A 22,482-nucleotide genomic window follows, 5' to 3' on the forward strand; every position below is an offset into this window, starting at 1 on the left:
TAACAAACCCTAACATAAGGTCTTCGCAAAGGCCCTACATAATAAGCCTTTTGCAAGAATGTTATCGTCTGATATTGACACGGGATAACGTTCCATAACAAGCTCGATCCGTTACCCAATTGATACCCCGGCCTTCTGTTACCCCGGAGATCGAGCATGGCAAAGCCCCTCACTGCGGCGGCTGTCGAGAAGCTGAAACCCGAGACCGTTCGGCGCGAAATTCCCGACGGTGGACTGACGGGGCTCTATCTCGTCATCCAGCCGACAGGGAGGAAATCATGGGCGGTTCGCTATCGGCACGCTGGAAAGCCCCGCAAGGTCACGGTGGGTTCCTACCCTGCCTTCGACCTCAAAGCCGCGCGGGAGGCAGCTGGCGTGCTCTTACGGGCCGCTTCCGAGGGCGCCGACCCGGCCCGGCAGAAAGCCGAAGCGAAGGCGATGGCAGTCACGAACATCGACCCGGACGACACCATCGAAAAGCAGGTCGACATCTTTCTGCAGCGTCACGTTGCCCGGAACCGAAGCGCATCAGAGGTCGAACGGCTATTCCGCAAGGAAGTGATCCCGGTTTGGGGCTCGAAGCGGCTGGGCGAGATCAAGCGGGGCGATGTTGTCAAGTTGCTCGACGACATCGTTGACCGCCCTGCCCCGTACACCGCGAACCGAACGCTCGCCAATCTGAACAAATTCGCGAACTGGTGTGTCGGTCGCGGTCTGATAGACGCCAATTTCTGCCAAGGCGTGGCCAAGCCAGCGACAGAGCTGCGGCGAGATCGTGTCCTTGAGGATCGCGAGGTTGCGCTCGTATGGAAAGCCAGTGACGATCTCGGCTATCCCTTCGGCCCTCTAGTCCGCCTGCTTCTCCTCACGGGCCAGAGACGCGACGAGGTGGCCGGCATGCGCTGGTCAGAGGTCGATCTATCATCCGCAACCTGGACCATTCCCCGAGATCGCGTGAAGAACGATAAGGCGCATGTAGTGGCACTGTCGCCGCAGGCTGTCACGATCCTCAAAGACGTGCCGAAGTTCAATGGCTCGGATTTCGTCTTCACCACCACCGGCAAGACGGCCGTGTCTGGCTTTTCTCGGATGAAAGCTATGCTCGACGCGAAAATCGGAGAGATCGTCGAGGAAGAGGAAGCTTCCCGCGTGCCGCCGTGGCGGCTTCATGATCTCCGGCGTACTGCAGCCTCAGGAATGGCGAGCCTCGGCATCGGGATCGCTGTCGTCGAGAAGATTCTCAATCACACGTCAGGCACCTTCGGCGGCATCGTCGCGGTCTATCAGAGACACGAATTCCTCGACGAAAGGCGTCGGGCCTTAGAGGCTTGGTCCAATTTTGTCGAAGGGCTTGTCACGGTGAAGCCAAGCAATGTTCTTGAGATTAGGTCGGTGCAATAGCGTCGTTTTTCATGAGGCTCAGAATGTCACGTGAAAGTGCAGGCTGGATAGAGCTGATAGAGATTTCACATGATTTGCGCTCGAAAATCTTATCAATACTAAACAGTCGAACAGAAAAATCTTATCGCAATCGCGATGCGCAAGAAGAGTTTCTATCTCGGCTAAAATATGCAATTGAACATGCGAATTGTTCCAAAAGGTCCGAGGAACCGGTCGGCATCGAAGCGCAGCGCGCCGACAAAGTGGCTCGAAAAGCCAAGTTCCTGCTTGATGCATTATCTGATCTTTCGGAGGACGATTTTGATTTATTCGATTGCACGCTTCGTGAGCAGCGAAAAACCGTAAAGATCAGAGACGACATTGAGAGGTTGCTAGAAGCGGCCGAAGCTGTTTCTACTGCGGGCAAGCTTGGCCCAGGACCTCACGATCCATCGCCCGGAAGGATCGCAAGAATGCTTATCCATGAATTGGCGCAAGCTTGGAGTTTATCCTTTGGTCAGCCAGCAAGTCCTGAATCAGAAAGTGTCTTCCCTAAGGTTGTAGACGCTGTGCTGACTGACCAAGGTTACGAAAAGGCTGGGCGGCAGGCCTTGCGCAGCATATTGAGGCCACCCTCCTAGATCTCGCGATTTTTTTCCGGAGATCCCACCTTAGACGAGAGACGCGGGTCTCGTCACATTCCGCCTCGCAAGCGACAAGCAATCACGCGAGGCAACAATGTCAAACATCGCAACACCCGCGGACGGATACCTTCCCGCCGCTATGGTCGCAGCCCGGTACGGCATCAGCATGATGACGCTCTACCGTTGGCAGAAAGACGACCGGCTCGAATTTCCTGAACCAGTATACATCAACAAGCGCAGATATTGGCCACTTGCACCCCTGGAGGCGTGGGAGCGCCGCAAGGCTGGGAGGGCTGCGTAATGGTGGCTCTCAAATTGGAAGCCGCCGCACCGGGGGTCGGAGCCCGGAACGGCGGCAAAGCGAAATCGCAGGGCAGCGTTTTCAGTCTCAAGACATACAGCGCCCGACCTGGGAAATCTATGCCGAGCGCCGAAATCAGCGGCAAAATTTCCGCAATCGTTCCGCGCGACGGCAAATTGTTCGCAGTCAGCGCCTTCACCATGGGAGGCGCAGAATGAGCGTCATCCCCTTCAGCCCCGGATGCGTCCGTATTGATTCCGGCCGGTGCTTCGGCGGCGACGACCCGACTATGGTCGGACGCTGGCTCTTCATCGTCAGCGTCATTGATTGCGATGGCGGGGAAATCACCGATTACGTTGGACCCGACCGCGACGCAGCCGATCGTGCCGCTCTCTCATGGGCTCGCGATCTAGGTGTTCGGCTCTTCGACCGTTCGGAAGAGGAGCCGCGTCAGTGACCATTGTCCCTCTTGGCGGAACTACCGGGCTGTCACACGAACATTCGGCAGCGATCGACGAGGCAGCAGCCTGGCTTGCCACTCTCCCGCCACACGAGAAGCCCTCGCCGATTATCCCCGCCCTCTGTAACCGGTTCGGCCTTTCTCCGGTGGCGGCATGTGCGGCGCTCAAAGAAGCATATTTGATCCGTGCGAGGTCGCATTGATGGACCTTCGCGCTCTCGCTCAACAGCTCGGCGGCGATGTCGCCGGGCGTGACCAGATTCTCTGCCCTGGTCCTGGTCACTCCCTGAAGGACCGAAGCCTTTCAGTGCGGATTGCGTCGAGCGCTACCGACGGCTTCACGGTCTATAGTCATGCCGGCGACGATTTCGGCGATTGCCGCGATCACGTTCGCGATCGGCTCGGTTTGGTCGGACGAAATTCGTACCACGGGAAACATGACGCCCGGAGTGAGGATCTACGCTCGACGCAATCAAAAGAGCGCGTCGAGGCAAGCTTGAACGATCAGCAAACCGAAACCATCGCCGGCAACATCTGGAGGTCGTCTCTGGAGCCGCGCGGGACCGTCGTCGAGGCTTATCTCGAAAGCCGTCATCTCGCCCTCGGTGAGGGCATGTGCGGCACGGTCTTACGATACCATCCTGGCCTGCTCTTCGATGGTCAGAGGGTACCGGCGATGGTCGCGTTATACCGCGACATTCACACTGATCAGCCCTGCGGCGTACATCGGACCTTTCTCGACCTTGAAGGAAGAAAGCTTGGCCGGAGGATGCTCGGCCGTGCCAAAGACGCTGCGATCAAGCTCGACGCCGACCCCGAAGTGTCGCTCGGTTTGACGATCGCCGAGGGCATCGAAAGCGCCCTGTCTGGGCGCATGGCCGGTTTCGCGCCGACTTGGGCTCTCGGATCATGCGGAGCGATTACCAACTTCCCTGTCCTTAATGGCATCGAGGCTCTGACGATCCTCGCCGAAACCGACGACAGCGGCGCGAATGCAATGGCGGTTCGTCAGTGTGCTCGTCGATGGTTGGAAGCTGATCGAGAAGTGATGGTCGTGGAGCCCAAGGTGGCCGGCGACTTGAACGACGTGCTGCGGAGGGCTGCGGCATGACGATCGATCCCGAGCGCATCCGCAAACACCTGAACGTGCGCAGTCTGACGATGGCCGACGCAGGCCAGGATGACGAGCGGCCATTCGCTCCGATTGAGTTGGGGGGTGCGCAACCAGTCCAAGGTCAGGCCACCCCCTCGATGATCGGCGAAATTGAGTGGTTTGATGACCTGACACCATCTTTGACTTCCCAGTACATCATAAAGGAGCTACTGGACAGAACAGCGATGTCGGTCATCTATGGCCCGTCAAACAGCGGAAAGACGTTTTTTGCTCTAGATTTGGCCTACCACGTTGCTATTGGTCGGGATTGGCGAGGGCGCCGAGTCAATAGTGGCGTTGTGCTTTATCTCGCCGCAGAAGGTGGTAACGGCATTGCTAACCGCATTGTCGCGCTCCGCCAATCGGATAGATCGACCGATGTTCCGCTTGCTCTACGCCGCGCGGGACTGGACCTCTTACATCCCCAAGCTGATGTCCAGCGCGTCATTGACCTTGCCGCATCTCTGGAGTCGCGCGGCAAAGTCGTCTTGATCGTGATCGACACATTGAGCCGTGTCCTTGCGGGCGGCGACGAGAATGGCCCGGCGGACATGACCGCGTTCGTGAAGAACGTCGATCGCATACGGCTGGCGACCAACACCCACATCATGGTTGTCCACCATACCGGCAAAGACACGGCGAAGGGTGCGCGGGGACATTCATCCCTGCGGGCGGCCACAGACACTGAAATCGAAATAACCTTGGACGAAGCGGGAAATCGCACCGCGACAGTCCAGAAGCAGCGCGACCACCGGGGCGGTGATGCTTTCGGCTTTGCTCTCTCGGATGTCGAAATCGGAGTCGATCAGGATGGCGATCCGGTCAGGACCTGCATTGTCGTTGAAGCCGAGGCGTCCAGAGCCCGCAGCCTGACCGTGAAGCAGCGAACCGCCATGCATGCCCTCGACGATGCCCTTGAAGCTCATGGCGAACGCAAGACAGGAAATGACTGGCCACCGTGCAAGGTTGTTCCCGTCGAGCATTGGCGATCAGAATATTACCGTCGCATCGTAGCCGACACAGACAATCCCGACAGCCGAAAGAAGGCGTTTCAGCGAGTTCGCGAAGCCCTTCAGGAGCGAGGCGTCATCGCCTTCTTTGATCAACATGTTTGGCGGGTTTCCGATGCCGCATAGCCGAAGCGGGACAGACGGGACAAAACGGGACATGTCCCGATGCGTCCCGGTAGGCCAGACGGGACGGGACGGGACACACCCCTAAGGGTGTCCCGGCGTCCCGCCCCGGACGAAGTGAGTTGTCCGACAGGTTGAAGTCGGTTCCCGAGTCCCTCCCCTGCGAGGCGGAATTTCTCGACTTCGAAGTCCCGCCCTCTGCTGCGGCTGCAGCTACCTGCACCTGATTTGATATCAGATGCTAGCAAGCCATAACATGGCGCAAAAACCCCGTCTAATCAAGCTTTACAGCACTGGATTCTTGGCTCATAACTGACTTCAGGGTAACGTTCGGGTATCGAAAAGCGCGGAAATCAAGCAAATGCCAAGTGCGTTCAAAGGCGAGAGTAAGGCAGCCTTCCGGTCGCGGATCACTAACGGATCGGCCGTGCTTCCGGGTGTCGACGGTCGCTCGCTTTGGGTCCGCCGCTTGAGAGACGTGATCGCAGCCCATGTGTCCGATTTGGGCGGACCAGACGCCATCTCCGAAGCCGAGCACTCGATCATCCGCCGCGTCGCAACCATGACAGTCGAGTTGGAACGGATGGAAGCCAAGTTCGCCACGAAAGGCGAAGCTTGCGCCAAGGACCTCGATCTCTACCAGCGAACCGCCGGTAACCTTCGCCGTCTCCTGGAAGCGATCGGCATGGAACGCCGCTCCAAAGATGTCACGCCTTCCCTGCAAACCTACATGGCGAACCGGGAGGCTGCGGCGTGAACATCCTTCAGGCCATCGACGATCCGCACCTCTTCGCGCCGTGGTTCGCAGACCGCGCGAGCTTCAAGGCATGGCGCGCATTCCTCGCCGGTCTCTTTGGTCTGTCGTTGACGGATGACGAGCGGGAAATCTTCGAACGCCATACAGGACGCTCAGAGAGTCCGGTGGAAGCGTTTCGCGAGGCGTGGCTTGTGATTGGCCGGCGCGGCGGCAAGTCGCTCCACATGGCGCTTATCGCGGTGTTCCTGGCCTGCTTCCATGAATATCGCCAGTTCCTCGCTCCAGGCGAGCGCGCCACTGTCATGGTGATCGCTGCCGATCGGAAACAGGCTCGCGTCATCGTCCGTTTCGTCGGCGCCATGCTGCGCAACGTCCCGATGCTCAATCGCATGATCGAGCGGGACACCAGTGAAGGCTTCGACCTGACGAATCGGGTGACGATCGAGGTGGGAACGGCATCGTACCGTTCGACGAGAGGCTACAGCTACGCGGCGGTTCTCTGTGACGAAATCGCGTTCTGGCGAACCGACGATGCCGCAGAGCCCGACTATGCGATCCTTGACGCCATCCGCCCCGGGATGTCGACGATTCCGACTTCCGTTCTCCTGTGCGCATCCTCGCCTTATGCGCGGCGCGGCGCCCTGTGGGATGCCTTCAAGCGCTACCACGGCAAGGACGATACCGACGTCCTGGTCTGGCAGGCCTCGACGAAGGACATGAACCCGTCCGTCATGCAGTCGGTGATTGATGCGGCCTATGAGCGCGATCCTGCGAGCGCTGCGGCTGAATATGGCGGGCAGTTCCGGCGCGACATCGAAGCGTTTCTGACCCGCGAGATTGTCGAGGCCTGTCTTGACCGTGGCGTGTTCGAGCGCCCGCCGATCGATGGTGTTCAGTATCAGGCCTTTGTCGATCCGTCTGGCGGGTCTGCGGACAGCTTCACGCTGGCGATCGGGCATCGTGATGGCGAGGACGCGATCATTGACGCCGTGCGCGAGCGGAAGCCGCCATTCTCGCCCGAAGCGGTTGTCGAGGAATACGCCGCGCTTCTGAAGAGCTACCGCATCGCAGAGGTTCAGGGCGACCGGTACGCTGGCCAGTGGCCACGCGAGCGCTTTCAGGTCCACGGCATTCAATATGATCCGGCTGCCAAACCGAAATCGGATCTCTATCGCGAGATGTTGCCGGCTCTGAACGGTGGGCGGGTCTCTCTTGTCGAGAGCGAGCGAGTGATTGCGCAGCTTGTGGGATTGGAGCGGCGCACGGCGCGCGGTGGTCGAGACTCGATCGATCACGCTCCTGGCGGCCATGACGACGTGGCGAACGCCGTTGCTGGCCTGATCGAGCGCCTTCTCGCGGCAAAGCCGGCGCCTTTCGAATGGTACGTCTCGGGCGACGACGAGCCAACTTCAACCGGATGGAAGCCTGGAATCAGCGGAACAAGGGGACGCGACGAATGGCGAATGATCTGAACCACATTCCTGATGTCCCACTGTCGGCGACGGTCATGAGCGACCTTCTCGCCTATCATGCGGCGCTGGAAGCTGGGCTGGATGACGAGATCACGCCGAAGCAGATCACGGCGCGTGCGATCGGCGCGATTGCCGACGTTCGTCTCGGCTCACTGATGATCCTGGAAGCGGCGATCGAGTTTATTGATGCGGGGCGGCCTGACTACGCCCGGATGCTTCTCGCCCAAATGGCCGAGAAATACCGCGACATTGGCAAGCGGGAGGCGACGCATTGAGCTTCCAGCCACTCCATTTCGAGACGAAGGCCGTTTCTGATGATGGCACTTTCGAGGGCATTGCCTCGACGCCGACCGTCGATCTTGGCGGCGACATCGTTGCGCCTGGTGCCTTCAAGGCGAGCCTTGCGGATCACGTAAAGCGCGGCACACGACCGATCATGCTTCGCGATCACAATATGTCCGAAGTGATTGGCGTCTGGTCCAGCGTGGAAGAAACGAGCGCCGGCCTTTCGGTGAAGGGCAAGCTGACACTCGCCGTCGCCAAGGCTGCCGAGACGCTGGCGCTCTTGAAGGACAATGCCATTCAAGGCCTGAGCATCGGCTTTCGAACACGGGAGTCCACCCGCGACCAGAAGACCGGCGTTCGGACCCTGACCAAAATCGACCTTTTCGAAATCAGCGTCGTCGCGATTCCGATGAACCCGGAAGCGCGGGTCGTGGCCGTGAAGGCTGCCGACATCACGACGCAACGCGAATTCGAGGTGTTCCTGCGGGATGCAGGTTTCACCCGTGCCCAGGCGAAAGTTCTCTCGAAGGGCTTTCGCCAAGCCGCCCCTGATCTGCGGGACGCCGATCCGGATGCGGTCGCCTCACTGGCGCAGCTCGTCAAACAGCGCGCCGAAGCAATCATGAACAGGAGCGTCCCAAATGGACATTGAAGAGATTAAGAGCGCGTTCGACGCGCATGATGAAGCCGTGACGAAGCGCATCGATGATCTGGCCAAGGAACTGAAGGCCGCAAACGATCGCGCGGACAAGCTGGAAACGGCTTTCAAGCGCTCGCCGACCGGTGGCGAACGGAAGAACGACGAGCCGACGATCGAACAGAAGGCGTTCAACGGCTTCCTTCGCCATGGCGTCGAGGCCCTTGCCCCGGAAGAGCGCAAGAGTCTGACTGTGGGCGAAAACACCCGGGGCGGCTATCTCGTCACGTCGCAGTTTTCGACCGAAGTTCTGAAGAACCTCGTCGAGATTTCGCCGGTTCGACAGGCGGCTCGCGTCGGAACGATGAACTCCAGCGAATTCGTCATGCCGAAGCGCACGGCTCGCCCGACGGCCTATTGGGTCGGCGAGACCGAGGATCGGACGGGCACCGAGGCCGCTTATGGTCAGGTGTCGATCATCGCCCATGAGACGGCCTGCTATGTCGACGTGTCGCAACAGCTTCTCGAAGATGCTGCGGTCGACGTCGAAGCCGAAGTCTCTATGGATCTGGCGGAAGAATTCGGCAGGATCGAAGGCGAAGCGTTTGTCACCGGCAACGGTGTCAAGAAGCCCTTCGGCTTCATGAACGACGATGATGTCGCGATCGTCGACAGCGGCTCGGCAACAGCGGTTACGGCGGATTCGCTGATCTCGATCCTTTACTCGCTGCCGAGCATGTACCGGAACCGCGCGACGTGGATGATGAACTCAGACACGCTCGGCAAGGTCCGGCTGCTCAAGGATGGACAGGGCCAATATCTGTGGCAGCCCGGTATCGCCGCAGGTCAGCCCGAAACGCTTCTTGGACGTCCGATCGTCGATGCGACGGACATGCCTGACGTCGCGGGCGGTGCCACCCCCATTGCGGTCGGCGATTTCAATTCGGCCTATCGGATCATGGATCGCGTCGGGATGACGTTGCTTCGTGATCCTTACACCATGGCGACGAAGGGGCTTATTCGCTTCCATGCTCGCCGTCGTGTCGGCGCCGACGTCGTGAAGGCTGAAGCCCTCCGCAAACTCCGCATTGCTGCATAGCGCAACGGCTCTCAAGGGCGCTCTCTCGTGGGTGCCCTTGCAACGCTAAGGAAGCAATATGAACGATCTGGACGAGCTCGAAACCGGTGTCGCGTTTGTCGTCTCGCAGTGCGAGGACATGGCGCGCGGTATCGCGGTCGGCTTCCACAATTCCCATGCAGGCACCGCGAGTCGTGCGGCGCGCCGATTACTGGAACGCGAGTGCGAAAGGCACATCAGGCAGTGCGTCGCTCTGGTGGATTCCGGCATCCCCAAAGCGTTCGTCGATCGGCTCGCACAACACGCCATCGGCACGATGAACGCGCATCTGGTCGCCCTTGCGGTGATTGGATCGACTGCCACTCGCCACGGCAAACAATCCCATTTCCTGAGTTGAGGTCGTCATGGTCATCGACGAATTGATTGCCGTTCTGGCCTTCGACACGCGCGGCGAAGGCGAACTTAGACGCTTCAAGTCAGGAATCGACCGGGCGGCTCAATCGGTGGGTCGCTTTGGCGACAGGGTGGCTGATACCGCCCGATCGGCTCTGACGAGCTTCGGACTTATTGGCGGCGGGCTCGCGGCGGCATTCGGAAAGGGCGTCATTGACGCATCGGCGCAATGGGAAGGGTTCGAAACCGCCCTGACTACGATCGAGGGCTCGTCAGAGAAGGCCAAGCGCTCGCTCGAATGGATCTCCAAGTTCGCGCGCGAGACGCCTTATGAACTGGCCGGCGTGACCGAGGCTTTTATCCAGCTTCGTGCCCAGGGACAGAACGCACAGGACGGTCTGTTGCGCACGCTTGGCGATAGCGCATCGGCGTTGAACAAAGACCTGATGTCCGCCGTCGAGATGTATAACGACGCGGTGACCGGCGAATTCGAGCGGCTGAAAGCCTACGGCATCAGGGCGTCGGTGGCCGGCGATCAAGTCACCTTCAGCTGGCAGGAAAACGGCAAGACGATCAGCCAAACCGTCGACAAGACCGGCGAGGCCATCGGCAAGTTCGTTCGCGACAATCTCGAAGGCCGCTTCGGCGGTGCGATGGTGGCGCAATCCAAGAACTGGGCTGGGTTGTGGTCCAACACCTGGGAGTATTTCGACTACTTCCAGCGCAAGATCGGCCAAGCCGGCTTTTTCCAGACCGTGAAGGATCGGCTGAAAGGGCTGCTCGACTATCTCGACGCTCTCGATAAGGATGGCACGCTGAACCGATGGGCGGCCAATCTTTCGTGGGCGTTCACGAAGGCGGCCGACGGAATCGCTTTCCTGGGTGGGCAAATCCGCGACAACATCAGGACCATTGCCAACCTTCTCGGCGATGCCGAGTGGGAGGGAAAGATCAAACCCTTCCTTGCCGTGCTGGGTCTGCTTTTCGCTCGCCTCTTCCCCGTAACCTCACTGTTCGCTGCGGCTGCCTTGGCGCTGAACGACTGGCTGAAATACATGGAGGGCGCCGACAGCTACATCGGCGATTTCGTCAACGCTCTTTCCAATTTCCTCGGCGCCGATCCGCAGGCCGTCGCTGGTGTTCTCGGCGACATGGCAACGGCGGCCGCATGGCTTGCCGGAGCGGCGATCGGCGTCAGCCTCTTTGCTGGCGCGCTCCGCAACCTGGCGGGCGTGCTGGTGCTCCTGAAGGGCGCGAAATGGGCCGTGGGTCTTCTGGCCAGTCTCGCTGGCATCAAGTGGGGCACAGCGGCGGCCGGTGCCGCGGGGGCGGCTGCGACTGCCGCAGCGAGCGGAAAGAAACCGGGCGGCAAGGCGAGCGGAATCGGTGCCGGGCGCGCAATGATGACCGGCTTCGGCATCATGGGCCTGATCGACATGCTCTCGGACAATACGCCCGAAAAGGCTGCGGCTCGCGGCAAGGCCATGAACGAATGGGCAGACGCCAACATCACGACGCCGCATGATTTCGTGATGGGGCTGATGGACAGGCTGGGGTCCGGTTCCGGCTCTTCGCCGAAACCTCGACGTCAGGCAAGCGGATGGCGCGGCGGCTCATTCGACGATGGCGGGAAAGGTGCTCTCGAAAGCATGGCCGGGCTGGGGCAGAAGGCGCTTGAGCTGTCCCAGTTTCTGGGGCCTGTCGGGCAACTCGCGGGCTTGATGAAGGACATGGGCCGTACCGTGGTCGGCAGCGTCGACATCAACACCGACAGCGCCATGGCGAAGCTTACGGCCGTCGAAAACCGGATGAAGGCGATCGAAGGGCGAGGAATCAGCCTTGGCACAGGTCGCCGCGTCGCTCCGCGTCCGACTGTCGCTAACGCCCCTGCGGCGCCATAGCGTGTCATCGTTTGATCGGTTGGCGAGGCGGTAGCCGCGGGGGCGGTTTCGAGTCCCGCTTCGGCGGCGCTGCGTTCGACTTGAGGTCAAACAGTCTTATCCTCTACTCTTAGCTGTGGTCCAAGGCGCCGGCTGGAGGAGATATGGACGCTATCATCGTCTATGCCGTCATTTGCGCGGGAGCGGCGCCAATTTTTCTTGCCTTGTGGATATTTCAATGGCGGCGGCGGCGGCAGGTCGAAGACGATGCTCGCATGGCAAAAGACCGCTCCGACAGGGCCGTCGGCGAAATACGGGAACGATACTCCTCAATCATCTCGGAAGAGGATGAAGTGAAGCGCCTGCAGGGCGAAGTCGAGGGGTTGAAAACCGACGTCCGAAATCTGCGCGCTGCCTATGCTGAGAAGAGGGCAATTTTTGACCGACTTGAAAAACAGGTCGCGATTTACGACGAGCGACTATCCTTCGCTGAGTTGGGAGTTTACGAGCCCCATTTCGAGTTCAGCGATGGCGAGGCATACAAGCGCGCAATTCTCACAGCCCGAGAACAACAAAAGCTGATGGTCAAGAACAAGACCGCAACCTACTGCCCTAGGGAATGGTCCGTGGACGGGAGCGTCGCCAAGGGCCGAACCATGATGAATCGCCAAGTGCGGTTGAGTATGAGGGCTTTTAACAATGAATGCGAAGCGGCAATCGCAAATGTTCGCTGGAACAACATCAACGCAATGGAGAAGCGCATCCTGAGCGCTGAAACGGCCATTAATCGCGAGAATGAGTCCATGGAGCTCACCTTGGACCATCGGTATGTCGAGTTGAAGCTCAAGGAGCTTCGCCTAACGCATGAATGGCGAGAAAAACAAAAGGCAGAGAAGGAAGAGCGGGCCGAGCTTGCGCGTGCGGAGCGAGAAGAGAAAAAGCTCCAGGCGGACGCTGAGCGAGCCGAAAGGGAAGAGCAAAAGTATCAAGCCCTTCTTGCCAAGGCGCGACGAGAAGCTGAGATGGACGTGGGGAATGACAAGCTGCGAGCGCGTGTCGCTGCGCTGGAGTCTTCTCTTGCGGAAGCCCATGCAGCGAGTGAGAGGGCAAGGGCGATGGCCGAACTCACCACCTCAGGCTACGTCTACATAATCTCGAATGCAGGATCTTTTGGCGAGGACGTCGTCAAGATTGGTCTGACACGTCGCCTCGATCCTGATGATCGCGTGCGCGAACTCGGCGACGCCAGCGTTCCCTTCACGTTCGACACGCACGCTATGATCTACAGCGAGACTGCGCCCGCCTTAGAGGCTGCCCTCCACCGCGAGTTCGCGGACCGTCGGATCAACGGAGTGAACATGCGCAAGGAGTTCTTCCGCGTCACCCTCGATGAAGTGGAGCGAGCAGTGTCCAGGCTTGCGCCGGATGCAAACTTCTTCAAGGATCGGGAAGCTCAGGAATGGCAAGAGACCCTTGCGCGTCGAAATGAATTTCTTCGGCAGCAACAAGCCGCTTGGCAGTACGCACTGCCGTCCGAGATCTGAGCCGAAGCGGGCGCCGCCTGCCTCGGCGCGAAAGGCGGCAGGGAAAGCATGCACTCGCGAGCGGCTTGTTCACCGTAAAAGTGGTGAACTGAGCGTAATTACCTCATGTGGTCCCACCGGAGGCTGGCCCAGCATGTGAAGCGCCCGCAGATACCGTAGGCGCTGATGCCCTTCTACGACCATACGGCGAACGCCTAGATGGTTCTTACCCATCTCTTTGATTCCATGGGGTGTTCGAATAGCTACGACAGGGTAGTCCCAAGTTCCGCTGTCCAGCGCCTTCGCAGTAGGAAGGCGGTCTTCCCCACCCGTTTGCTGGAAAGTCTCATAGTCGAACTGGGGGCATGTGTGACGGTCCCATGGACTATAAATGGTTTGAAGGATGTATTCTCCTGACTCCGTAGTCCTCTCCCACTGCAAGCTATCAAGAGGAAGAAACGACCACGGAGAATTTAGCCAATGACGATGGATCCACTGCTCACAGACAATGGCGGGCAGGTGGTCGAGTTCATCATGATGCCGGCTCCACCACTCGGCAAAGCTCTCTTTTTCGAGAAGCGTATCTTCTCCGATGGGCTTCAAATGCTCAGGCCAAATCTTTTCTCGCGACCAATCAACCTCGAAAACCATCATCTTGCCTCGGCTAGCCGCGTTTCTGGGTGCGACGCAATATAGGCTTCTTCGCGCCACGCTGCGTGCTTACGTCCGGTTTATCAAGGATTTGATCCAAGACATAGAATACTCTATTGCCCATGTCGTTGCCGGCAAAGATAGATTTGGCATCGGCTCATTGCCTGGACCATGGCCGAGCGGATTTCTTACCTTAGTGAAGAACGCTTTTAAGGCATCCCCTTCCCAATGCTCGATAAAACCGTTTTTACTCGCCATCAGGTTATCAATAAAATTGTGCGCCCCACGCTCCCGGCCGTGGGTCCAGCCTTTTTCGGCAGAGATAATTTTGATTGTGCTTTCCAGAGCCCGTGCCGCGTAGAAGGCAGGATCGCGACCATTAGTATCGCGGCGATCGAACGCCTCCTTCATGTCAGTGTCGACGTTTTGCCACTTCGAATCGGCGAGAAGTTTCCAGAACGGCCCCTCAATCTGCTGTTCTGTAAGAACATCCTCCGAAATTTGAATCAAACCGTTATGGTAATGTAGAGGGGCACGAGCGCTGCGGAAACGGATGTTAAGCTCATTGACTGCGTCGTCGAAAGCCGCTTCGTTTGTGGCAAGGAGAGCCCTTATTCCGTCACCTATATCGCCAGGAAGGCGAATTCCACGACCTGCCAATGGTCTCCTTCTAGCCGCGTCAATCCGTGCTTCCAGACCTCGGCGCTCGGTGTTTAGTTCATCCTCCCTCAGTCGAAAGCCGATTTCTATAAGGCTCAATCGCTGCTTCACGAATACATCAGCTCGCGCATTTGGCTCACAGGCAGCGAGCATCCAATTTTCGCAGACTGTGTGCATTTCCCACAATCCACCAGACACAAAAGGTTTTCCTGCAACCGACGTCGTATGACTGTATGCTATCGGCGACAGATGCTTTAATCCCAACTCCATTGCGATCCTATCATGCAAATTTTTCCAAAACCGCTTAGTTTCGTCCGTAGGATAGCCATCGATATAGTATGGACTAACTTGCTCACTCAATAGCCGAAAGCTTTGAACAATAAGTCTTCTAGTCTGCTCGTTGATTGACTTCCAAATTTCGACATCTTCGTATCGGTGAGCAAAAATATCAGTCAGCATAGTCTTCCAAACCTATCGCAACCTCACCCCCGCCCCGCCACCGTTCTCAGCAATGAATTCGACGCCAGCGGCTTCAAGGGCAGAGCGTATCGCATCGCTAGTTGTAGCGCGACCGCCGAGTTCTCCGTCGCTAGCCTCCAATCGTTTGACCGTGGGGCGCGAAACACCTGACCTGTCGGCGAGGTCATTTTGCGACCAACCTAAAAGGGCGCGTGCGGCCTTCACCTGACGAATTGATACCATTGGTATTGACATGCTCCCTTACCCTATCGATACTAACGGTATCACATCACGTGATCAGGGAGCAATTTTCATGACAACGACCCACACCGGGGCGATCGGCGAAGCTATGCCCAAAACATGCGCCGGACTTTCGGGCACTGAAGGAGATCTACTTGCAAGGCGGCACCAATTCGATCGTTTGTTTCGGGAGTGGAAGCTGGCTGAGATAGAGCCGGGAACGGACGCTTCATCTGAGGAGCGAAAGAACTGGGAAGCCCGGGAACAGGATGATCGACGGCTCCAAATGGGCTTGGACGTCCTGAATTTCTGCGCTCCCTACGGGCATCTTTGCATCATCCGTGACAAGCTGGATGTCCTGATCCGCTATGCCTCCACAGCTGACAAGGACATGGCTCCCTTCGAGCGCGTTGTGTTGCAGGGGCTCGTGGTTCTGCGAGCTGACATCGTCAACATGGGAGGTTGAAATGACTGATCTTCACCGCGTTACTGAGCCCGCTTTTGTCCCTGACATCTTCGTGTCTGGCGTCGTGAGTGTCGAGGATTTGGGCGATGGATTGGTCCGGGCGACCTTCCATGCCCGGCAAATTTCGCCCCTCGACGGTGAGGCCGAGCGAGTCGTTGTCGCCAAAATGGTGATGACACGCCAGACCTTCGCGGCGATTTCCACGACGCCTCCGAAGCCGATCGGAACATCGCAAACATGCGACGGTCCGACCACGCTGAACTGAAGCATGGTGAGAATCGCCATAGTACCGAGTGCGGAGGCGCGCCCTACCGGGCGCCCTTTTTGTTACCCTCAGCGTTACCCCGATGATTAAAACGATATTAGTTGATGCTGTAAGTCACTGAAATCGCTGGTGATCCCGACAGGATTCGAACCTGTGACCCTCAGATTAGGAATCTGATGCTCTATCCTGCTGAGCTACGGGACCATGCGAGCGGCACCATAATGGAAGCGAAATCCGACGCCAAGGGCGATCACCGGAAGATTTAAGCCCATTTTCCCCAGGCTGCCGGGCATGGATAGCGCCATTGCCAGGCTGGCCCGTGAAGCTCCCGCTTGGCGGGTGTCAGCATGCCGGGGAGCCTGGACCGATTGGGAACTTCGCAATCAACGCACCGTCGGGTCGGTCTGGGCCAGGAGGACGGCGTCCCCCTTCCCCACGCGCACCGAGATGGTCCCGAGCGCCTCGTTCGACTGGGTGAGGATCGAACTGAACGGCAGATCGATATTCGCAAGTGGCCATTTGGCCCCCTCAATGGTGAGACCCTCGATCGCCCCGAATTTCAGGATCGAGAACTGCGTTCCGGGTTCGAGCTCGAAACGCCGCGTTTCCGGCGACAAGGGAAAGGCGACCTCGATCCCGTCATTGAGCTCGATCTCGATCCCCGCGTGGAAATAGCGGAGCATCAGAACCAGGTGGGCAAAGGCATGATCCGAACGCGGACCGCCCAGTGCACCGACGAGGGTGATCCTCTTTGCCCCCCGGGCAACCGCCGCCTCGATCGCCAGTTCGCCGTCGGTCTGATCCTTGTCAGCGGGGAACGGTGCCCTGCTCAGGCCTGCAAGCGCGATCGGCGGCTCCGTCGGGGCGGAATCGAAGTCTCCGACCCACAGCTCTGGCGAGAGAGAGAGTTCGCGGGCGTGGCGGATGCCGTCGTCGGCGGCAATCACGCGTGCGCTCCGCAGGGCCTCGGACAGAGCAGGCGTCGCCGCGACGCGGCCGGCGAGGAGTATGGCGAAATGCGACATCGGTCCGAATGATAGAATTGCGAGCTTGAGCATCAATCGCCCCGCCCCGGTGATCGGCCGGCGATTCAGCCACTCCCGCGGTCAATCTCTCGGTTTCTCGCGATTGACAAGCCCCGGCCTTCGGGCGCATATCCGCGGCCATGACCGTGCGCTCCTTCATCACAATGCCGTCTGGCATCAAAACGTCGATTAGCTGACGCCGCCGCCCCGCTTGTCTCCCCCGGGGCGGAGGACGAGCGTGCTTTGACCGACAGGCAAGGGGAGAGCGAAAGAAGGTCTGAAATCCCATGGGCTACAAGGTTGCCGTCGTCGGTGCCACCGGCAATGTCGGACGCGAGATGCTGTCGATCCTCGAAGAGCGGGGTTTTCCGGCCGACGAGGTCGTTGCGCTCGCCTCCCGCCGATCCGTCGGCCAGGAAGTCTCCTATGGCGACAAGACGCTCAAGGTGAAGGCGCTCGAGGGCTACGACTTCTCCGACGTCGACATCGCGCTGATGTCGGCCGGCGGAAACATCTCCAAGGAATACTCGCCGAAGATCGGTGCCCAGGGCTGCGTGGTCATCGATAATTCATCGGCCTGGCGCTACGATCAGGATGTTCCGCTGATCGTGCCGGAAGTGAACGCCGACGCCGTCACCGGCTTCACCAAGAAGAACATCATCGCCAATCCGAACTGCTCCACGGCGCAGCTCGTCGTCGCCCTGAAGCCGCTGCACGATGCGGCGACGATCAAGCGCATCGTGGTGTCGACCTATCAGTCGGTTTCCGGCGCCGGCAAGGATGGGATGGACGAGCTCTTCGAGCAGTCGCGCGCCGTCTTCGTCGCCGATCCGATCGAGAAGAAGAAGTTCACCAAGCGCATCGCCTTCAACGTCATCCCCCATATCGACGTCTTCATGGAGGACGGCTCCACCAAGGAAGAGTGGAAGGTGATGGCCGAGACCAAGAAGATGCTCGATCCGAAGATCAAGGTCACCTGCACGGCCGTGCGCGTGCCGGTCTTCATCGGTCATTCCGAGGCGGTCAACATAGAGTTCGAAAAGCCGATCACGGCCGACGAGGCGCGCGACATCCTGCGCGAGGCGCCGGGCTGTCTCGTCATCGACAAGCATGAGGATGGCGGCTACGTGACGCCCTTCGAGTCGGCCGGTGAGGATGCGACCTACATCTCCCGTATCCGGGAGGACCAGACGCTCGACAATGGGCTCAACATCTGGGTGGTCGCGGACAATCTGCGCAAGGGCGCGGCGCTGAACACGATCCAGATCGCCGAGCTCCTGGTCAATCGCGGGCTTCTGCAGCAACGCAAGGCTGCCTGATAGAGCATTGGCGTGAACGGCGGGACCAGAGCAACTGGCTCCGCCGTTCCGGTTCTGCCGTTCGCATGGTCGCAGGACAGGCTGACATCTGCAGGCCGAAAACTTTTCGGATCGATGGGCGGCTGCGAAACTTGTTGCTTTTCCCTGCCTCTTCGTTGACCACATCATCCGGATGACTGATTTCGAGACACTGCCTCTGGCCATTCCGAGCCGATCGCCCTTCACCCTGATCGACATGAAGGCCCAGGACCGCGACGCGCCACCCGACTTCAAGCTCGACGCGAAGCTCTATATGCCTCGGGATCGCGATGGACCGGTTCCCGCGGTGGTCATTTCCCACGGGCTCGGCGGTGCCAAACCCGCCCGGGAACACCGCTATGGCCGGTTTCTGGCCGAGCACGGCTACGCCACGCTGGTCTTCGACAGCTTCGTCTCACGCAACATGGATCGTTTCGGGGACCCGGTGAAAGCGCTTCGGGTGACCGAGACGATGCTTCTTGCCGATGCCTTCGCTGCTCTTGAGCATCTGTCCGTGCGCCCGGAAATTCGATCCGACGCCATTGCCGTGGCCGGGTTTTCCTATGGCGGAATGATCGCCATGCTCACGGCCTATGAACAGATGGCCTCGCTGTTTCTGCCGAACGGACCGCGCTTCTCGGCCCATGTTTCCTATTATGGCTGCACCGTGCCGCGTCTCGACGATCCGCGGACGACGGGTGCCCCCGTCGCGCTCATGGATGGCGAACTGGACGCCAATACGAGCATGGACCGGTTGGCAGAGATCGCCGCCGACCTCACGGCCGGGGGCTCCAACGTGCGAAAGGAAATCTTCGAGGGAATCTATCATCAGTGGGATGGCGATGACCGCAGTCCGCGGAAGGTGCGCTTTCACCTCGCCAATTGCCGCTTCCGCATCGGCCGTGACAACCGTGTGCGCGACGAAGGCTCCTCCCTGGTGATGAAAGGGCCATGGAGCCGCGCCCTGATGATCGCCCGCTCGGTCGTGCCCAGGGGCTATGTCATCCTGGCCGATCAGGACGCCACTGCGCGATCCGACCGGATTCTTCTGGAGACGCTTGCAGAGGGAATCACGCATGCCGCCTGCCAGGACGGCCGGCACGAGAAGGTCTGAGCAACCGCAAGATCTGTATCAAAACAGCAACATGTCGGCGAAACCCGCGGAACGCCTCGAACCGCCGCAATTGGGCCATCGGCCTTTTCTAGCGAGGTCGGGCAATAGAAGAAGAGCCGCCGAAGCACGGCGGTCTGCCACGCGCTGGAGATCAGGTCTCACAATGAAGAAGCTTGCCCTCGTTCTTAGCCTGACGGTTGCTTTCGCCGGCTGCACGACGGATCCCTATACCGGTCAATCAAAGATCTCCAACACGTTGGGCGGCGCCGGAATCGGCGCTGGCGTCGGCGCGCTGGGCGGCTACGTGATCGGCCGCGCGACCGGCGCAGACGCCGGGACGGCGGCGGCGATCGGCGCCGGCGTCGGAGCGCTGACCGGCGGCGGTATCGGCCTTTACATGGACAATCAGGAGGCCAAGCTTCGTGCCCAGCTTCAGGGTACCGGTGTCTCGGTCACCCGCGTCGGCGACCGCATCATCCTCAACATGCCGTCGAACATCACCTTCCCGACCGACCAGTCCTCGATTCTGCCGGCCTTCTACCCGACGCTGAATTCGGTGGCGCTGGTTCTCAGAGAGTTCGACCGCTCGATCGTCGACGTCTACGGTCATACGGATTCGCAGGGCTCCGACGCCTACAATCTACAGCTCTCTCAGGCGCGTGCCTCGTCGGTCAGCCAGTATCTGGCGAGCCAGGGCGTCGATTATCGTCGCCTCAATACGCAGGGCTTCGGCGAAAGCAGGCCTGTCGCCTCCAACGCGACCGAGTCCGGACGCGCGCAGAACCGGCGCGTCGAGATCTCGATTTCGCCTCTGACCTCCGGCTGATCCGTCCTTGCGGCATTTCCTTGTGGAAGGCCGGGCATGGCAAGTGCCCGGCCGGGAACGAATGTCAGGCCAGAACATTGCCAGAACAATGATCCGACAATGGAGATTGTTGATGGACAACTCGGACCCGAAGACCGACACTGACTCCAACACCGAAAAGGACCCGTCCCAATGGGCGACCGGCGGCGAGCCGATGACCGGCGCGCAGGCCTCTTATCTGAAGACGCTGTGCGAAGAGACGGGCCATCCCTATGACGAGACGCTGACGAAGGCGGACGCCTCGCAGCTGATCGACCTGCTTCAGGAAGAGAGCAGCCGTCTCAACAAGAAGGCCGGCTGAGCCGGCCCAAAGAATTTCCATCGAAAGCCCGTTCGTCGTTCGGCAAGCGGGCTTTTGTTTTGCGTCCGTTTCAGGCGGCTCTTGCCTTGGCGCCCTCGGCTGCGGCACGGATCGCGGCGATGTTGGTGCGATAGTGCTCCGGCGTCCCACCCTTGAAGACGGCCGAACCGGCCACAAGCGCATTGGCTCCGGCCGCAAAGACCCGCGGCGCCGTGTCCGGCGTCACGCCGCCATCCACCTCGATATCGATCGGCCGGTCGCCGACCATCTGCTTCACCCGCCTGATCTTTTCCAGAACCGCCGGGATAAAGGCCTGCCCGCCGAAACCGGGATTGACCGTCATCAACAGGATCAGATCGAGCCGGTCCAGGACATATTCGATGACGCTCTCCGGCGTCGACGGGTTGAGGGACACACCGGCCTTCTTGCCCATGGCCTTGATCGCCTGGAGCGAGCGGTCGAGATGGCTCGTTGCCTCGGCATGCACGGTGATGAGGTCCGCACCTGCCTCGGCGAAGGCTTCGAGGTAAGGATCGCAGGGCTCGATCATCAGATGGCAGTCGAAAACCTTCGCCGAGGCGCCGCGGATCGCCTTTACCACCGGCGGGCCAAAGGTGATGTTTGGCACGAAATGGCCGTCCATCACGTCGAGATGGATCCAGTCCGCTCCGGCCGCGTCGACGGCCGCCACTTCGTCGCCGAGGCGGGCGAAATCCGCCGACAGGATCGACGGCGCGATCACCAGGTCTCTTGTCATCGTTCAGTCTCCTCGTCCCGCTCGGGATGGACATATTCCGCGTTCAGGCCCGGCTTCTGGCGGAAGACGCGGCTCGCGGCAATGTCTTCGGCCGCGATTTCCGACAGTTTTTCGGCATCCAGCGGTCCGGTGTCGCCTTCGAAGAGGCGGTTGGCCTGACGCAGGCGCGCCCGATCGAGCGCGTTGCGGATCGAGCGGGCATTGGCGAAATGCGGCTGCTGGCGGCGGTGTTCGATATAGCTCGCAAGCGTCGCCTTCGCCTCCTCCGTCAGGTGGTAGTTCTGCCGCTCGAGCATGCCGATCGCGATGTGCAGGAGTTCGTTGTCCGAATAGTCGGGAAAGTCGATGTGGTGGGCAATGCGGGAGCGGAATCCGGGATTGGATTCGAAGAACCTGTCCATGCGGTCGGCATAGCCGGCGAGGATGACGACCAGATCGTCGCGCTGGTTTTCCATCACCTGCAGCAGGATCTCTATCGCCTCCTGGCCATAGTCGCGCTCGTTCTCCGGCCGGTAGAGGTAGTAGGCCTCGTCGATGAACAGGACGCCGCCCATGGCCTTTTTCAGGATCTCCTTCGTCTTGGGCGCGGTGTGGCCGATATATTGGCCGACGAGATCGTCCCGCGTCACCGAGACGAGATGGCCTTTCCGGATGTAACCGAGCCGGTGGAGGAGGTTCGCCATCTTCAGCGCGACAGTCGTCTTGCCGGTGCCCGGATTGCCGGTGAAGCTCATGTGCAGCGTCGGCGTCTCGTGGGCGAGGCCGAGGCGACGGCGAGCGCGCTCGACTAGAAGCAGCGCCGCCGTCTCGCGAATTCGCTTCTTGACGGGCGCCAGACCGATCAGTTCGCGATCGAGCTCTTCGAGGACGTCCCTGACGCCCGCTTTCTCGTATTCGCGCTTGAGGTCAACGGTGGTGGGGGTGTCGGCCTCGTCGGCGGTCTCGACCACGGCTGGTTTCTCCGTCGCCGGCTCCGAGTCGGAGCCCCTACCCTCCTTGGACTGCTTGTTCAACTGGTCGAGGTAACTCATTGAGACCCTTCCCTTTTGAGGCTATGCAGGACCTGCCGCAATGACCTCGACTTCGTCATCCTCGACCCGAAGGGTCGGGGATCCATGCCTCAGCGGCGACGCGGCCAAGCCGATGCAAATCCTGGCGAAGTTCCGCCATCCTCGCCGCCCTGCCGCAGCTCTTTCCTGCTTCGAAGAATGACGGAAATGCCGAGGCATGGATCCCCGTGCTTCGC

At 59.8% G+C, this 22,482-nt stretch carries 25 protein-coding genes and 1 tRNA gene; 19 read left to right on the top strand and 7 right to left on the bottom strand.

The window, feature by feature from the left end; translation table 11 throughout:
* Nucleotides 1-156: 156 nt before the first annotated feature.
* The 14 genes from MF134_RS02405 to MF134_RS02470 all read left to right on the top strand — a co-directional run bounded on the left by MF134_RS02405 (nucleotide 157) and on the right by MF134_RS02470 (nucleotide 13,117).
* Nucleotides 157-1,401 (top strand): tyrosine-type recombinase/integrase, encoded by a 1,245-nt coding sequence (locus MF134_RS02405; RefSeq protein ID WP_255337784.1) that lies wholly within the window; start codon nucleotides 157-159, stop codon nucleotides 1,399-1,401.
* A gap of 23 nt (nucleotides 1,402-1,424) precedes the next feature.
* Nucleotides 1,425-2,021: a hypothetical protein gene (locus MF134_RS02410; protein ID WP_255337785.1), complete on the top strand. Its 597-nt coding sequence runs from the start codon at nucleotides 1,425-1,427 to the stop codon at nucleotides 2,019-2,021.
* Nucleotides 2,022-2,324: 303 nt separating this feature from the next.
* Nucleotides 2,325-2,543, top strand: coding sequence for a hypothetical protein (locus MF134_RS02415; RefSeq protein WP_255337786.1), 219 nt, complete (start codon nucleotides 2,325-2,327; stop codon nucleotides 2,541-2,543).
* Entirely contained in the window at nucleotides 2,540-2,782 is a 243-nt protein-coding gene (locus MF134_RS02420; RefSeq protein WP_255337787.1) for a hypothetical protein, read from the top strand. Before MF134_RS02415 ends, MF134_RS02420 begins: the two co-directional genes overlap by 4 nt.
* A 205-nt stretch (nucleotides 2,783-2,987) precedes the next feature.
* Nucleotides 2,988-3,896: a DUF7146 domain-containing protein gene (locus tag MF134_RS02425; protein ID WP_255337788.1), complete on the top strand. Its 909-nt coding sequence runs from the start codon at nucleotides 2,988-2,990 to the stop codon at nucleotides 3,894-3,896.
* Nucleotides 3,893-5,074, top strand: a complete 1,182-nt coding sequence (locus tag MF134_RS02430; protein ID WP_255337789.1) for a helicase RepA family protein — start codon at nucleotides 3,893-3,895, stop codon at nucleotides 5,072-5,074. The genes MF134_RS02425 and MF134_RS02430 overlap by 4 nt, the downstream gene beginning before the upstream one ends.
* Before the next feature lie 358 nt (nucleotides 5,075-5,432).
* Nucleotides 5,433-5,828, top strand: a complete 396-nt coding sequence (locus tag MF134_RS02435; protein WP_255337790.1) for a hypothetical protein — start codon at nucleotides 5,433-5,435, stop codon at nucleotides 5,826-5,828.
* Entirely contained in the window at nucleotides 5,825-7,300 is a 1,476-nt protein-coding gene (locus tag MF134_RS02440) for a phage terminase family protein (protein WP_255337791.1), read from the top strand. Before MF134_RS02435 ends, MF134_RS02440 begins: the two co-directional genes overlap by 4 nt.
* Nucleotides 7,285-7,575, top strand: a complete 291-nt coding sequence (locus MF134_RS02445; RefSeq protein WP_255337792.1) for a hypothetical protein — start codon at nucleotides 7,285-7,287, stop codon at nucleotides 7,573-7,575. The genes MF134_RS02440 and MF134_RS02445 overlap by 16 nt, the downstream gene beginning before the upstream one ends.
* Nucleotides 7,572-8,237, top strand: a complete 666-nt coding sequence (locus tag MF134_RS02450; protein WP_255337793.1) for an HK97 family phage prohead protease — start codon at nucleotides 7,572-7,574, stop codon at nucleotides 8,235-8,237. The genes MF134_RS02445 and MF134_RS02450 overlap by 4 nt, the downstream gene beginning before the upstream one ends.
* Entirely contained in the window at nucleotides 8,227-9,321 is a 1,095-nt protein-coding gene (locus MF134_RS02455; RefSeq protein ID WP_255337794.1) for a phage major capsid protein, read from the top strand. Before MF134_RS02450 ends, MF134_RS02455 begins: the two co-directional genes overlap by 11 nt.
* 58 nt (nucleotides 9,322-9,379) lie before the next feature.
* Nucleotides 9,380-9,697 (top strand): hypothetical protein, encoded by a 318-nt coding sequence (locus MF134_RS02460; protein ID WP_255337795.1) that lies wholly within the window; start codon nucleotides 9,380-9,382, stop codon nucleotides 9,695-9,697.
* Nucleotides 9,698-9,704: 7 nt separating this feature from the next.
* Entirely contained in the window at nucleotides 9,705-11,594 is a 1,890-nt protein-coding gene (locus tag MF134_RS02465) for a tape measure protein (protein ID WP_255337796.1), read from the top strand.
* 143 nt (nucleotides 11,595-11,737) lie between these two features.
* Nucleotides 11,738-13,117, top strand: coding sequence for a DUF4041 domain-containing protein (locus tag MF134_RS02470; RefSeq protein WP_255337797.1), 1,380 nt, complete (start codon nucleotides 11,738-11,740; stop codon nucleotides 13,115-13,117).
* A 69-nt stretch (nucleotides 13,118-13,186) separates the two neighbouring features.
* Here MF134_RS02470 and MF134_RS02475 read toward each other — a convergent pair whose 3' ends face one another.
* From MF134_RS02475 to MF134_RS02485, 3 genes are all read right to left on the bottom strand, one after another.
* Complete coding sequence (locus MF134_RS02475; RefSeq protein WP_255337798.1) at nucleotides 13,187-13,750, bottom strand: hypothetical protein; 564 nt, start codon at nucleotides 13,748-13,750, stop codon at nucleotides 13,187-13,189.
* Between the two features lie 66 nt (nucleotides 13,751-13,816).
* Nucleotides 13,817-14,866: an AbiJ-NTD4 domain-containing protein gene (locus MF134_RS02480; RefSeq protein WP_255337799.1), complete on the bottom strand. Its 1,050-nt coding sequence runs from the start codon at nucleotides 14,864-14,866 to the stop codon at nucleotides 13,817-13,819.
* 12 nt (nucleotides 14,867-14,878) lie between these two features.
* Nucleotides 14,879-15,121 carry a helix-turn-helix transcriptional regulator gene (locus tag MF134_RS02485; protein ID WP_369695400.1) on the bottom strand — a complete coding sequence of 81 codons (243 nt, stop codon included), beginning with the start codon at nucleotides 15,119-15,121 and terminating at the stop codon, nucleotides 14,879-14,881.
* Nucleotides 15,122-15,179: 58 nt separating this feature from the next.
* On the opposite strand from MF134_RS02485, the gene MF134_RS02490 reads away from it, so the two are divergent.
* The gene (locus MF134_RS02490; RefSeq protein WP_255337800.1) at nucleotides 15,180-15,572 is read left to right on the top strand and encodes a hypothetical protein; all 393 of its coding nucleotides are present in this window, start codon (nucleotides 15,180-15,182) and stop codon (nucleotides 15,570-15,572) included.
* 392 nt (nucleotides 15,573-15,964) lie between these two features.
* Here the strand turns inward: MF134_RS02490 and MF134_RS02495 are convergent.
* Nucleotides 15,965-16,041, bottom strand: a tRNA-Arg gene (locus MF134_RS02495).
* Between the two features lie 179 nt (nucleotides 16,042-16,220).
* Nucleotides 16,221-16,895 (bottom strand): thiamine diphosphokinase, encoded by a 675-nt coding sequence (locus tag MF134_RS02500; protein ID WP_457589932.1) that lies wholly within the window; start codon nucleotides 16,893-16,895, stop codon nucleotides 16,221-16,223.
* Nucleotides 16,896-17,149: 254 nt separating this feature from the next.
* Here MF134_RS02500 and MF134_RS02505 point away from each other — a divergent pair, with 254 nt between their 5' ends.
* The 4 genes from MF134_RS02505 (at nucleotide 17,150) to MF134_RS02520 (ending at nucleotide 20,479) form a co-directional block, all read left to right on the top strand.
* The gene (locus MF134_RS02505; RefSeq protein ID WP_255337801.1) at nucleotides 17,150-18,181 is read left to right on the top strand and encodes an aspartate-semialdehyde dehydrogenase; all 1,032 of its coding nucleotides are present in this window, start codon (nucleotides 17,150-17,152) and stop codon (nucleotides 18,179-18,181) included.
* A gap of 172 nt (nucleotides 18,182-18,353) precedes the next feature.
* Nucleotides 18,354-19,313 carry a dienelactone hydrolase family protein gene (locus MF134_RS02510; RefSeq protein ID WP_255337802.1) on the top strand — a complete coding sequence of 320 codons (960 nt, stop codon included), beginning with the start codon at nucleotides 18,354-18,356 and terminating at the stop codon, nucleotides 19,311-19,313.
* 163 nt (nucleotides 19,314-19,476) lie between these two features.
* A complete protein-coding gene (locus tag MF134_RS02515) occupies nucleotides 19,477-20,139 on the top strand; it encodes an OmpA family protein (protein WP_255337803.1) in 663 nt (220 codons plus the stop codon).
* Between the two features lie 112 nt (nucleotides 20,140-20,251).
* Nucleotides 20,252-20,479, top strand: a complete 228-nt coding sequence (locus tag MF134_RS02520; RefSeq protein ID WP_255337804.1) for a DUF3072 domain-containing protein — start codon at nucleotides 20,252-20,254, stop codon at nucleotides 20,477-20,479.
* Between the two features lie 70 nt (nucleotides 20,480-20,549).
* On the opposite strand, the gene rpe is transcribed toward MF134_RS02520, so the two are convergent.
* Together rpe and cbbX are read right to left on the bottom strand one after the other, a co-directional pair.
* Nucleotides 20,550-21,236, bottom strand: a complete 687-nt coding sequence (gene rpe, locus MF134_RS02525; protein ID WP_255337805.1) for a ribulose-phosphate 3-epimerase — start codon at nucleotides 21,234-21,236, stop codon at nucleotides 20,550-20,552.
* Nucleotides 21,233-22,267, bottom strand: a complete 1,035-nt coding sequence (cbbX, locus tag MF134_RS02530) for a CbbX protein (protein WP_255337806.1) — start codon at nucleotides 22,265-22,267, stop codon at nucleotides 21,233-21,235. Before cbbX ends, rpe begins: the two co-directional genes overlap by 4 nt.
* Nucleotides 22,268-22,482 lie beyond the last annotated feature (215 nt).

This window comes from Jiella marina (genome assembly GCF_024359545.1).
In the GTDB taxonomy this organism is placed as follows: domain Bacteria; phylum Pseudomonadota; class Alphaproteobacteria; order Rhizobiales; family Rhizobiaceae; genus Jiella.